Annotated in this window: 16 protein-coding genes and 1 pseudogene; all 17 read right to left on the bottom strand. The window is 44.5% G+C overall.

Annotation, left to right across the window (positions count from 1 at the left end; all coding sequences use genetic code 11):
• A pseudogene (locus tag PG418_RS16785) lies at nucleotides 1–857 on the bottom strand (hypothetical protein); the annotation flags it as partial.
• Nucleotides 854–1,852: a hypothetical protein gene (locus tag PG418_RS16780; RefSeq protein WP_498837741.1), complete on the bottom strand. Its 999-nt coding sequence runs from the start codon at nucleotides 1,850–1,852 to the stop codon at nucleotides 854–856. The gene PG418_RS16780 and the pseudogene PG418_RS16785, both read right to left, overlap by 4 nt.
• Nucleotides 1,846–2,628 carry a hypothetical protein gene (locus tag PG418_RS16775; RefSeq protein ID WP_498837740.1) on the bottom strand — a complete coding sequence of 261 codons (783 nt, stop codon included), beginning with the start codon at nucleotides 2,626–2,628 and terminating at the stop codon, nucleotides 1,846–1,848. Before PG418_RS16775 ends, PG418_RS16780 begins: the two co-directional genes overlap by 7 nt.
• Nucleotides 2,625–5,441 carry a phage tail tape measure protein gene (locus PG418_RS16770; RefSeq protein ID WP_498837739.1) on the bottom strand — a complete coding sequence of 939 codons (2,817 nt, stop codon included), beginning with the start codon at nucleotides 5,439–5,441 and terminating at the stop codon, nucleotides 2,625–2,627. Before PG418_RS16770 ends, PG418_RS16775 begins: the two co-directional genes overlap by 4 nt.
• A gap of 44 nt (nucleotides 5,442–5,485) precedes the next feature.
• Nucleotides 5,486–5,641 carry a hypothetical protein gene (locus tag PG418_RS16765; RefSeq protein ID WP_175305068.1) on the bottom strand — a complete coding sequence of 52 codons (156 nt, stop codon included), beginning with the start codon at nucleotides 5,639–5,641 and terminating at the stop codon, nucleotides 5,486–5,488.
• The gene (locus PG418_RS16760; RefSeq protein ID WP_498837738.1) at nucleotides 5,638–6,213 is read right to left on the bottom strand and encodes a bacteriophage Gp15 family protein; all 576 of its coding nucleotides are present in this window, start codon (nucleotides 6,211–6,213) and stop codon (nucleotides 5,638–5,640) included. The genes PG418_RS16765 and PG418_RS16760 overlap by 4 nt, the downstream gene beginning before the upstream one ends.
• A gap of 6 nt (nucleotides 6,214–6,219) precedes the next feature.
• Nucleotides 6,220–6,663 carry a DUF6673 family protein gene (locus tag PG418_RS16755; RefSeq protein ID WP_498837737.1) on the bottom strand — a complete coding sequence of 148 codons (444 nt, stop codon included), beginning with the start codon at nucleotides 6,661–6,663 and terminating at the stop codon, nucleotides 6,220–6,222.
• A 23-nt stretch (nucleotides 6,664–6,686) separates the two neighbouring features.
• Nucleotides 6,687–7,190: a hypothetical protein gene (locus PG418_RS16750; protein ID WP_195370856.1), complete on the bottom strand. Its 504-nt coding sequence runs from the start codon at nucleotides 7,188–7,190 to the stop codon at nucleotides 6,687–6,689.
• 13 nt (nucleotides 7,191–7,203) lie between these two features.
• Nucleotides 7,204–7,626: a hypothetical protein gene (locus tag PG418_RS16745; protein ID WP_175305071.1), complete on the bottom strand. Its 423-nt coding sequence runs from the start codon at nucleotides 7,624–7,626 to the stop codon at nucleotides 7,204–7,206.
• Nucleotides 7,613–7,996: a hypothetical protein gene (locus PG418_RS16740; RefSeq protein WP_195502086.1), complete on the bottom strand. Its 384-nt coding sequence runs from the start codon at nucleotides 7,994–7,996 to the stop codon at nucleotides 7,613–7,615. The genes PG418_RS16745 and PG418_RS16740 overlap by 14 nt, the downstream gene beginning before the upstream one ends.
• A 1-nt stretch (nucleotide 7,997) precedes the next feature.
• Nucleotides 7,998–8,402, bottom strand: a complete 405-nt coding sequence (locus PG418_RS16735; RefSeq protein WP_498837736.1) for a DUF6751 family protein — start codon at nucleotides 8,400–8,402, stop codon at nucleotides 7,998–8,000.
• Nucleotides 8,386–8,733 carry a head-tail connector protein gene (locus tag PG418_RS16730; RefSeq protein WP_498837735.1) on the bottom strand — a complete coding sequence of 116 codons (348 nt, stop codon included), beginning with the start codon at nucleotides 8,731–8,733 and terminating at the stop codon, nucleotides 8,386–8,388. Before PG418_RS16730 ends, PG418_RS16735 begins: the two co-directional genes overlap by 17 nt.
• An 11-nt stretch (nucleotides 8,734–8,744) precedes the next feature.
• Nucleotides 8,745–9,602 (bottom strand): hypothetical protein, encoded by an 858-nt coding sequence (locus PG418_RS16725; protein WP_498837734.1) that lies wholly within the window; start codon nucleotides 9,600–9,602, stop codon nucleotides 8,745–8,747.
• A gap of 18 nt (nucleotides 9,603–9,620) precedes the next feature.
• On the bottom strand, nucleotides 9,621–10,184 hold the full coding sequence (locus PG418_RS16720; protein WP_498837733.1) for a phage scaffolding protein: 564 nt from the start codon (nucleotides 10,182–10,184) through the stop codon (nucleotides 9,621–9,623).
• Between the two features lie 214 nt (nucleotides 10,185–10,398).
• Nucleotides 10,399–10,713 carry a YjcQ family protein gene (locus PG418_RS16715; RefSeq protein ID WP_498837732.1) on the bottom strand — a complete coding sequence of 105 codons (315 nt, stop codon included), beginning with the start codon at nucleotides 10,711–10,713 and terminating at the stop codon, nucleotides 10,399–10,401.
• A 10-nt stretch (nucleotides 10,714–10,723) separates the two neighbouring features.
• Nucleotides 10,724–10,975, bottom strand: a complete 252-nt coding sequence (locus PG418_RS16710; protein WP_459777582.1) for a hypothetical protein — start codon at nucleotides 10,973–10,975, stop codon at nucleotides 10,724–10,726.
• A complete protein-coding gene (locus PG418_RS16705) occupies nucleotides 10,968–12,692 on the bottom strand; it encodes a phage minor capsid protein (protein ID WP_498837731.1) in 1,725 nt (574 codons plus the stop codon). Before PG418_RS16705 ends, PG418_RS16710 begins: the two co-directional genes overlap by 8 nt.
• Between the last annotated feature and the right edge of the window lies 1 nt (nucleotide 12,693).

Here is a 12,693-nt window from a genome sequence, read left to right as displayed (position 1 = left end):
TAACACATTCCTTGCTTTGGACTGTATGCTGTAAGCTTGTACCCGGTTGTAGTCACTTCGGTAACTCCAAGACCATACAGTTCGTTAGTCTTTGCCGGAGATACTATAATTAAAGGAGCTTCCTTGAATGCTACTGGAAAACCAACTGCAGCACTAGAAGCAAAATACCAGTTATACCAACTGGTTGCAAGATTGGTATTCCAAGTATATTTACTCCACATAACCATGTCGCCGTTGGAATATTTTGTGTAATTGTAGTTATTTTTGGTTCCGCGTTCTACGATTGAAATCAGATTACTGTTTATGATTGCAATATTATTATTTGCTTTTATCAAATCTGCTTTTACATTTAATAAATTGCTACTTAATTCAGAAAGTCCATCCGTCACACTCAACAAACTCTTCACTTCTGTAACATTGATTCCATCATAATGCACTTCAAAAGCCGGGCATTCATCCACAAGATCTCCATCCTGCAAATTTCCCGAAGTATATGCCGGTACTGCCGGATTACTTGCAACCGGTGTTCCCTGGATCACCTTCCAACTACAGTTTTCAACCTCTGTCTCTGCATTTCTGGTATACCGATTTACAATAAGATCAATCCTTTTCATTCCCTGACTACCATTTGTCAGTGTAACCTCATCATAAGTACCAATATCCACGCAAGATATACAGCCGTGATGCGCCATCATCCCACTTCGGATTTTCAGCAGATTATTACTGCTAAGTTCCGGCTTCAGATTCTCTCCGCTTGTTATAATATAACTCCCCTGCCCGATAATCCCCTCCAGCATCTGCCGGAACTGCTGCGAAGTCACATGTGGTGATCCGGTTCTTCCAGATACAATTTTCATTCTTCATCTTCTCCTTCCAATTTATAAGTAATTGATTCCACATCATTCGTAATCTCATAAATGATATTTTCGATTGGTTTTGACATATACATCCCAGTCAGGTAATCCCTGCCACCGACAATATCTCCAATCCCAACCTCGATTCCAAGCTTTGCAACATCCATCTGAAATGTCTTTTTATTCATCAGCTTCTGCAATTGTTCCGCGGACGTTTTCTCCAGCTCTGCTGTTTCTGTGCTCGTATTTTCGTATACTGCTGAAATCTCATTCAGTCCTTTGTAATACTGCGTCTTTCCAATGCTTCCATCTTTCTGCACATACAGATGGAATATGTTCCTCTCCTGCATTTCCCCTTTTCCGGTTACGACCAGATGATTTACGCCATTTTGTTTATCATCCATCGTGAAATTCATTCGACTGTCCTGTGACAATTCAATCTGCGCAGAATAATCAATAATCGGAACTGCTTCAATCAGAATATAACATGGTTCATCCTGTTCTTTGATCAACCGGATCTGCAGGCGGTATCCAACACTTTTCAGCATTTTGGTAAGACCTTCCAGTAATGTGCAGTACCGGTCAAATTGAAAATTCTTTACAGATATACCCGTGTCTTCTGATGAAACTCTGAATAATCCATCAAACTCCGGCTCAATCAGTGTTTTCATTACCTGATTCAGTTCTCCGGATACTGTTTTATAATCCGATCCGGCAGACGGCTCGATCACCTTATACTGCAGTCTTCCCCGCCATGTGATTCCCTTCAGCTCCACATAATCCAGCGTTGTATCTGTCAGCACCTCTCCGATAATGCCTCCATATTCCGTATCCGTAATATAGACATAGCTTGAAAAGGTCAGCTCCGGATACCAGTTCGACCTTGCAATCTGTACAGAAAATTCGTACTCGCCATTCGTATCCACTGTGATATTTGAGTCCAAAATCGCTCCCAGTTCTCTTCCATCACTATCTGCAAGAATTATGTCCTTTACCACGGCGGCTCCCTCCTGTTCAAAAATAAAGTCAGGTCAAATCCATAATCCCCGGACCAGTTAATATTTAAAAGCCCGGATGGTATTCTCTCGAAAACAGTTTGTTTCTGTGCTCTCTGATTAAATAAATTTTGTACCGTTCCATTCGTCAAATACCTTCGGATCGTTCTTCTCTGGCTGTCTATAATCAGATATTCCCTGCTTTCAAGCGTCACGAAAAACTCATAAGGATAATCGTTGATCAGAATCTTCGGATTTACACATGGTCCGTAAATGATCATCCGGTACTCGCTTGGAATGATGTGATCAACATCCCATGCTGCGATTCCTCTTTTTTTTCCGGCAAAATCAAACGGATAGTCATACTGAAAGTCGATTCCGGATGCTGCCGTTTCTTCCAATTGTGGAAAAAACTGCCTTGTCGCTTCTACTACCCATACAAGCTCCGGAGCCTGGAAGGTGATCTCCACTTCCGAATACACATATCCCTTCCATCCTTCTTTCGCTGACTTCAACACCTTGCATCTTAAATATGCACCATTCACGTACAGCTTCCCGTAGGTATCATTTTCTGCATCAACCGCAATGATCCGGTATAGCTGCTCCATATTCGCCTGAAATTCTTCCCGCTTTCCAAACACATCAATCGTTACTGTTTTTTCATATCCGTCCGAAGACTCTGACCAGTCCGCATCGAACCAGTCAGTCTTCGTTGTACGAAAAGGAGCTTTCAAAAGATTCAGCTTTTCGCCATTCATATTTTCATAATACACAATCATACCTGTGGCACTGCTCCTTTCGGTAATGGTCTGTCTATCCGTTTCGTATCCAGGAATACCGGCTTATTGCCATTTTCTTTTGCAATCTTCCTCTGGATACGTTCAAATCTGTCGTAATCAAATCCTTGATCCTTAAAGATCGGATTATTCTTTATTCCGCCTACCGTTTTATCCGGATTAACGGATGTTGTAAGCTGCACACTTCTTTGCAGACTCTGGACTGCTTTTTGTACTCCGGCATTCATGGATCCGATCGGAATATTCTTCTCAAATCCGATTCCCATACCAAGAGCCATCATCTTACCAACCTGGTCCCGGAATACTCTCGATGGAGAATGAATACCAAGTTTTGACTTGATTGCATCTAATGCGCTACTTGCCGCAGATGTTGCCGCGCTGATCAGGCTTCCTACCGCACTGGATATACCACTTGCAATTCCGGAAATGATATTCATACCAACACTGCCCCAGTTTACACTGGTAAATGCATTTTTGATCTGGCTGATCATGGATGGAATCTTACCAAGTAACGCCGGGATTCCCTGAATCAGTCCGACTGCGAGCTGCGTGATAATCTTCACACCAGTCTGTATGATCTTCGGCAAATTCGTGATAATCGTAGATGCCAGCTTGCCGATGATAACCGGTGCTTTCGCTGCCACCTGCGGAATCGCGTTTGCAATTCCCTGTGCCAAGCCTTCCATTAACTGTAATCCGGAAGTTATTAACTGCGGAAGATTACTGATCAGCGACTCAACCAGAGTCAGGATCATCTGTACCGCTGCCGGAATTAACTGCGGAAGTTGTGCGCCCAGGCTGCTTACCAGAGTTGCTATGATGCTTGCGCCTACAGAAATAAGCGATGGTAGATTTGCTGTAATCGCATTCATCAATCCCAGTATCAGGGTTGCACCTGATGAAATCAGTCCCGGAAGTGCTGCTGTGATTCCTGCTCCAAAGTTGGATATGATCTCCGGTCCTTTGGTCTGCGCCAGAAGCAGGATCTGGTCAATCTGTGTACCAAACTGACTGTAAACCAGTCCAAGACCGGCTACCACAACGGCTGCAACTGCACCGAAATTCATCAACCCTACAAATGACGGAATAAAGCCGGCTACTGTTCCAAGAACTCCCTGCAAAGCAGAACCAATCTGTCCGCCCCATGCTCCCAGATAACCGGCAGTATCTCCAAGTAGTGAAAACGCGCTTGTAATTCTGGGGATTTTTGATGCGATTGCAGAACCGATTTTGCCGACTGCCCCACCGATTTTTCCCGGAACACTGGAAACTACTTTGCCGATTTTTCCGACAGTAGCTGACAATTTCGGAGTCAGTACCTGAAACGGTCCTGTAACAGCGCTACCGAACCCTTTCAGGCTACCCGTAAAATCTTTCCGGAAATTCGCAGCCGATTTTGTTGCACTTTTGAATCCCTTCGGAAGCTTTCCAAGCTCAGACAAAACACCTGTTGTAATTCCACTGAATCCGGATACGGCTGACTGTACATTACCGATCTGTGATCCGAATAATGAGATCGCCGGTCCAGCTCCTGCAAGCACTGCTGCAGTCTTGCCAAGATTCATGAGCTCATCCGTGCTCATGCCCTTCGTTTTCTCTGCGAGTCCGGCTATTGCATCAGTAAAGCTCTGTAAAAGCGGTACTTTATTGCCAATCTCATTGATAAAACCGACAAATCCATTGGAAGAATACGCATTATTCAGATCTTCCAGGGCTTTCACGCCAACAGATGCAAGCTCTTTAAGCGGTTCCTGAATGGATCCGTAGAATGCAATTTCAAGACCTTCTGCTTTGGACTTCAAACTGGTGATCTGACCAGCCAGATTGTCCTGCGCAACTGCAGCCATGTTCGCTGCTGCATCCTTGCAATTGTAGATGGAATTCTTCAGCTTATCAAAATCTCCGTCCGATGCATTTACGATTGCCAGCAGACCAGACATTGCTTCCTGACCGGCAAGCGAGGCTGCCAGCTGTGTCTGTTCCGCTTTGGAAAGACCTTTGAATCCGTTTCGCAAGTCGCCCATGACGGTATCCAGCGACTTCATATTACCCGCTGAATCCGTTAACGACACGCCAAGCTTATCCATTGCAGCCTGTGCCTCATCAGTAGGTTTTGCCATCCGACTGAGCATCTGCCTCAAAGAAGTACCTGCCTGACTTGCTTTGATTCCGGAATTTGCCATCAGACCAATGGCAACCGAACAATCTTCTACGGAATATCCCAGCGCCCCGGCTACCGGTGCAACGTACTTGAACGTTTCTCCCATCATTGCCACGTTTGTATTGGCATTTGATGAAGCTTTTGCCAGAACGTCCGCAAAATGGGTAGAATCCGATGCAGACAACCCGAAAGCTGTCAGAGCATCCGTTACGATGTCGGATGTCAATGCAAGGTCTTCGCCAGATGCAGCGGCAAGGTCCATGATCCCTTTCAGACCATCTACCATGTCCTGCGTCTTCCAGCCTGCCATAGCCATGTATTCCATAGCCTGCGCGCTTTCTGTGGCTGAAAACTTGGTTTTCGATCCCATCTCCTTTGCCTTGTCGATCAGCTTTTGGAACTCATCTCCGGTTGCTCCTGAAATACTGGCAACCTTCGACATCTCCGCCTCAAAGTTCATTCCAACCTTGACGGCTGCAGTTCCGATTGATCCAACTTTATCGACAACCTTGGTGATCGCATTTCCTACGGCAACGCCTAATCCGGTAGTCGCAATCTTACTCAGATTTGAAATGCCCTTGTTGAACCCACTCTCATTGATTTTGGTATCAAAATTCAAATATCCATCTGCCATACTATCATCCTTTCTGATAGCACGGCTCAGGGGCTCACAAGTGCTTAATTCTTAATTTTTATCTCCACCTCCCGTCGGCATTTGCGGCATTTTACATACAGTCCGCTGCACACTGCAGTATCTGCGTAAACAAGCAGATGCTGACCGCAGTACGGACACGGATACCACTCACGCCGTGTCGGTATTTTAATTTCCATCATGAGAACATATCTCCAATCTCATAATCATCAAGCTTTCGCTGTTTCTTTTTCAGCGCAACAGCTCTCTGGATCTTCTTGATCCGTTTACGTTCGTCCTTATCCCGGATTGTTCCAGGATCAATCGAACGATACATAATCCGTTGTTTAATCTCGGTATCATCCGGCAGCCAGTCAAACAAGCTCCGGAACTCCCACCAGTGCATATAATCGATCTGCTGCAGGTCAATTCCATATGCCTCCCGGAACGCTGCATAAATACAGCCGGCATCTTCCGAAAAAGAAAATACCGGCTTCCCACTTTTCTGCTGCTCTTCCTCTTCATCTTCCAGATCATCCTGGTACATCCTTTTGCACATCAGGAAATCTCCGAGTGCATAAATCGCAGCTTCAATATCTTCCGGAACCTGATCCAGATACCACTGCAACAGAAGTCCACATTTGATCTGCCACGGAACCGAGTCGTTTTCAACCAGCTCCGTAAAACGGATCCATTCACGGAAATCTGTCACGATCGGGTAGTACTCCCCGTTCACCTTGATTTCTTCCGGAAACTGCTCATATAAAATATTCATGCTCTGCTACCTTCCGGTATTGGAATATTTTCCTTTACCATACTGTTTCTGGTAGTTTCTTCTCTGCTGACGGTTTCCATTTGGCTGTGGCTGCGGATGCGGGAACTGCTGCGTTGTATTTTGATTTGGTACATACTTATCATATTTATCGTCCAGTTTCTTTGTTTCCGCTGTTTCAAAGTCTAACAGTGATTCTGCCGCTTCAGTGCACAACTTGATGCTGTTCTTTCCGCAAAGGATTCTCTCCCCTGCGCCCTCACCAAAAAGGGTATCGAAGAACACATAAAAACACGCGCACTGCGCGCGGATGATATCACTCTGCTTTCCGGTTATGGGAACCTTTTTCCCTGCTTCAAACATTTCTGCTTTTGCTTCCTCTAACACATCCAAAAAATCCGCATCCGTGAAATCCACTTCTGCTTCAAAATTTCCAAATTTCCAAAGGCTCATAGGCTCACTCTCCCATTTCTTCTTTATTCTCCGCCAGCAGTGAATGTACAGGTCTTCCATCCGTCTGTGGTGGTTGCAGTACCCTTTGTGATTTCTCCGGCCGCTTTAAAGCTGCCTTTGTAAATCAGGGCATCCGTACCGTCCCCTTCTGTATCCGGAATTACACTCCATGTTCTCTTTCGTGCGGTACAAGTTGTTTCCGATGTCTTCTGTTCAAACAGATCTACCACCGCAATATCAACCTGCGCTTCTGTTCCGAGAATCTCATCGTCAGTAATTGCTGCAATCTTTTCATGTACCGGATCATTGGTATACCGGTCAAATTCGTAATCGATCGCCGGCGCATAACCGACTACGTCACTTCTTTCAGACGCCTCATCCACATACTGCCGGCTGTACTCTGTCGAGTTCTTTCCATCCGACAGCGATGTAAATCCCGTCATTCTGGTAAATGTTTTTCCTGATCCATCAGCGTCCATAAAAGCCACTCTCTTATGTCTGCCAACTAACATTTTTTCACTTGCCATTTCTTCACACTCCTTACTTATAAATCAATCTGCAAATCATCTGATACCGTCCCAGATCGGCCTCTGCACTAAACAAATAGCCGGACTGCAGCACTTCAACTTTTATAGCATCGTGCCCGTCCAGCTCTGGAACAATATCATTCAAGTTATTCTGTTCTGTCCACTCTTCAAAGTTCTGATAAAAACCACTGTTGGCAATACCGGTTCTGGCGTCCCCATCATAGGCTTCCTTACTTGTCAGAGCGAACTGGAACTGCTTCAGGCAACCCCCATCCACATATCTCTTATAGATAGGATCTACGCCGATTGGATCAATGGAATATTCCATTCCATCACCAAGATAATCAATATTGATCTTCCGGTTATCGATGTCTGGATAAGTCCTTACATACTCCCGGATACTATCAATAATCGGTTTCCGTTTACTGTCCGGCAAGTTTCTCAGCTCCTTCCCTTATGGCATCTTTATGGCTCGCTTTCATTGTTTCAAACCATCTTGCCTTAGTTTTATGCTCATAATACTGCCGGCGGGCATACGGGGCAAGATATTCAATGGATCCGGAACCGATCACTGTACCAAGTGTCCCGGACTTAATCAGCATCCCGGTTCTTCTCGGTGTCAATGGATTCATGTAGCGTAGACACTCGGAATCCACAAATGCCTGCGCCCTTGAAAATCCCTCCGCTTTTTTCTGTGCGAATCCAGGCGCCCATTCCAGCCGTGCCGTGGTAGAACCATTCTTACCAGTCACCGTAAATACGCTGCCTCTCGGAGTTGTGATCCGGAATTCTTTCTTTCCTGCCATCTTACTCGCCTCCGATCCGCCAGTGCGGAGTCGTACCAAACCGGTTGTCCGACCAGCTTGTCACCTTGCAGTGCTTCTGGAACACGGCTTTCAGATCTGCAGGTCTTTCAATCTCAATCTGACACTCTCCCAGGACAATCTGATCATCATTCTGTATGGTCCAGTATCCATAACCGCCACAGCAGGCGAACTGATCCGGCGGAAGATACTGCCCTGCTTCCGGAATATCCGCGGGAATCCGGATTTTGTAAACCTCCGCACTTTTCAGTCCGTTATCCGTAACTGCAGTCTTATGGTCCACATGGACGTGGACACCATGCAAAACGGTTCGGATCCAGGTATCGTAATGTGTGGAATCACCGCTTATTCTGTTATAAATTGTAATATCACTATTCGTAATCATCATCCACCACCAGATCCATAAGTCCTGTATTTACCAGATATACTTCTGCAATCCTGTACAGCATCGAATCTACTGATCGGCTTACATCAAACGATACTGAATACCCATCGTTGTTCTCGGATGTTATTCCATCTCGCTGATCATACTTGTATGCACAATCACACATCTCACAAAGTGCTGTCTTCGCCTGTACCGGCCAAGCGCCTTCCTCCATTCGTTCAAACGTATATCTGTTCAACCTGGCACTCATCTTCAATTCAATGGATTTCCAGTGGCTCTCTGGAATCAAAGAGCCACCAAAAGAATCCTTGTAATACTCATATGTTACATTCACCTGATCACATCCTACTCTGCTATAGTATGAACATAAATGCCATCCTTTTTGTTGTCTTTACATTCTGCAATTCCAACAGTTCTGTATCCGAATTTCCATCCATCTGCAGTCTGGTTCTGATCCGGAGAAATAACCTTAGATACAGTGTGTTTCTGGTACTGAATTGCAGCCTGTTTATCAACAATCAGGAAGTTCATTGCAACTGCACCGGTATCTTTTGTAAATCCTCCGGCACCGGAAGCATTCAGTTTTACCTTGTTGTAAAATCTTCCTGACGGAACCTTGATGATTCCTGCAAATCCTTCAATTGCTTTCTTGGATGCAGTTGTATCCAAGTCCTCAATCAGTCCATATACTGTCGGATTGATAAACAAATAGCATGTGCTAAGATTTGCCTCGGCATTCTCAATTTTTCCTCTTGCAGTTCTGAGCGCTGCTAAAGCTTCTTTTCCTGTTGCAAGAGCAGCCTTTACTGTTGTAACACCTGGAATCTGTGCATAAGATGCCAGTCTGTATGCATCAAGTTCCGGTACAACCTGGGTTCTTAAAAACTCCCCTGAAAGACGTCCGAATGCAATTCCCGCAGATTCAATGTTATCCATTGCATCCACATTAAACATACGGCCTCTGTCATAAGCGCATTTCTTTGTCTCATAATCCAGAGTCACGTCACCGGCTACATAACCAGTGCTTTTGCTGTAATCCGCAAGCCCCTGCATAGACAACTTCGGGATCAGGATCTCATTTGCGTTTGCTCCCTCTTTTACCAGCTCATTCGGTCCATCCAGAACAGCTGTTAATGATGATAATTTATACACCTCATCCAAAAGTGTTGAATACTGTTTTCTAAGTGCAATCGTATTTGCCATTCTTCCTTACCTCACTTCCTATTTTTCCGGCAGTCCCATAGCAGCTCGAAGTGCAGCAACATCATCCGCTCCCGGATCTGCACCGCCACCGCCGCTTGTACCGCCAACCGGATTATTGATTGGTTCATTTGCTCCGAACAAATATCCATCAGACTTCTTTACATCCTCAAGCGCCTTCTTGATATCATCGGACTGATTCTTTGATTCTTTCAGAGCATCAATATTCAGCATAGCGATAACTGCCTTTTCATTTCTTCCGCCAGCAACCTTCACTGCTTCTTTAACAGAATCCATAAACACACGGTCGGCTTCTTTTGCTGCATATTCATCATCTTTCGCCTTCAAATCGCCCTGAAGCTTTGTGATCTGTCCCTGCAGATCTTTCACATCCACACCTTCAAATTCTTTCAGCCTGGTGTTTACGTCATCCAATGAAGCCTTGTAGTTATCTCTCTGGGAAACCGCCTTATCATAATCGCTTATGGTACGGTAATTTTCTTTCCAAGCCTTATCGAAATCCGTTTTCTTATCCTCTGGAACTTCCAATCCATACTCCTTCATAATCTCATAGATGTTTTTCACAGTTACATTCCTCCTAAAATTATTTATTAACCGCTCTTTCAGCGGTACGGGTATAGCCATCTAAACCTCTGGCAGGGTAGTTGTCCAGTTTAATGCCATATGACAGGGCATAAAAATAAGACGCTTAACCCTGCGTCTCAAAGGGAGATATCTGGACCACCTCCTAAAAATGAGTACAAAAATACCACCGGTCATTTTGACTGGTGGCAAAAAACTATGGAATCAAATCCGTTATTCCTTTTGCTGCTTTATACATTTTCTGCATAATACTGTTTTCGCTCAAATATTCAAGACCTTTTAAAGTAAGCCGAATATCTTCCGCATTAACGTTTGTCTCTCCAGTTATATACTTCTGGATTGTTACCCCTTTGATATAACCGGCATCCAAAAGCATCTCAATATATTTATTCCAACGTTCATTGGATATTCTCAACGTCTCCGAACTAATACTATCCAAATTGCATTCTTCCAGATCCATTGATTTTTCCAATGCAGAAAGTATCTTGTAAATGATTTTAAAATTATCCATAACGTACCTCCTAGTTCGTTTGATAATATATATCATCTCTTATAGACTCTAGCATATGCGTTTTCGGGGTAGCCTCATAATCCTTTCCCATCCAGTATACGGACTCATCTTCAATGTAATCCATAAAATCAATTTTTGTATCTATATCTACCTCGAATACCCTATTGTTTTCAGATGTTAATACTTTTTGAACTAACGGATTGTCCGCATATTCTTTTTTTAAAAAATCTATTTGCTCTTGACTCAGTTCAAATTTACGCATTGTGCAGTCTCCTTACCAAAGCCTTATCCGTCGGATTACATTGAATCAACATCCCGTTTTCCGGATTTATCGAAACAGTTGCTTTCTCACCGATATATCTCTGGCTTATTCTTCCGTTCCTATCAGCTTTTGGATTTTTCAAATCAAGTGGGCTTCTCAGTGCATTTATGATTTCCTCTATCGTTACCCCTGATCGAGATCTCTTCGTCTTCGGATCTTCCATCGTTCCGATTACACGTTCCAGAAAATGTTTACTCTGACCGGTAATTCTTACGCCATTTGATGTCTTAATGCCAACCACCGTCTTCTCAATTTCCTTATGAAGCTTAACATAATTCTCAAAACTTGACATCGGGGAAATCATTCCTTCTTTAACCGATTTCATGTAGGTCTGAAGTAGCTCCCACTTCTTACTGTCATTATATTTCACCTGACCGAACTTTACAAGTGATCCAACGGAATCTCCCAGAACTTCTTTGTACCGCTTGTACTGTGCGATATCTTTTGAAGCGTTTTGGATCATCTCCGGTGGAAATAGCTTATTCTGCGTTTTACTATTGGTGGCAATTCTTCCTCGTCCATCAATATAAATCCGCTCTCTTTCCTCTTTCAATCCCATTTTCCGAGAAAATGCTGCATATTCGTTAAGCTGTCCCTGATATTTGGCTTTTTGGAGCATAACTTCCTGCCGATCAGCACCGCTGTCCTGAAGCATCTGTACCTTTTCACGTTGCGCCCGCATTGCCGTTTCCATTTGGCGTTGTCTCTGCTTTGCCTCATACAGGGTGTACTCTTTGCCCTGGAACTCTTTTGGCTTGCTTTCCTTCCGGTTCTGTTCTTCGAGCCAGTCATCCGACCAGTTGCGTTCCGATATTCCCGGAAAGAACGGATAGTATGTGTGGTAGCAGTTAGCTCCCAGAAGTCCGGTCACGGTACCAAGTCCACAGACCGAATACAGCTGCTCCTTTGTCCAGACACGTCCTTGCCATACCGAATGCGCAGGTCGTGCTCCGGCATGCCATTCAACCTCGAAATACTCTGTTCCAAGCTTCTTGGCATTGTAGTCTGCTATTTCTCCGGTAAGATTCGCCACACCAGTCATCACAGCTCTTCTGGCAGCCACTTCTACCCGGCTTGCATATCCGGATCCATACTCAATCTTCCGAAGCCCACTGTTTGTCAGCTGCGTAACCACCCGGCGTAATACACTGCCATAGTCAAATGCTCCAGTCACAACGTCAAAGCAGGCATTGTCCAGATAATTTGTATAAACCTGCGATAGTGGCGTCAGAATCTTTCTTCCATTGTAATCCAGATAAAATCCAAGTGACTTCGTTACATTTTCCAGATCTTCCAGACACTGCTGAATGATCGCATCCGTGATCTGCTGCAGCTGCCTGTTCTCCTCATACGGGATAAACTCTGCATTGATCTGTTCGTAAATGTCCTTGTTCCGGACATATTCCCAGTCGATCACTTTATCGTACAGCTCAAACATTTCCGGATAAGACGCATCCAGTGTTTTCTTGATCTCTCTTTCGATATCCTCGGAAGAATATCCCAGAATCCGTAACCGATTGATCTGCCAGTCTGCTGTACTTGTGATCTCACCGACCTTTTTAATCCGTCGGGCAATGTCCTGCAGAATCCGTTCTTCCAGGCTTATGTACCGCGCTGCAATCTTACTGGCAATCTTTTCTTTGTAATCATCCCGCATC

It is taken from the genome of Bariatricus sp. TF06-38A (genome assembly GCF_027690675.1).
Taxonomy (GTDB): domain Bacteria; phylum Bacillota; class Clostridia; order Lachnospirales; family Lachnospiraceae; genus Allocoprococcus; species Allocoprococcus comes.
This window is presented reverse-complemented; position numbering and strand designations above follow the sequence as displayed.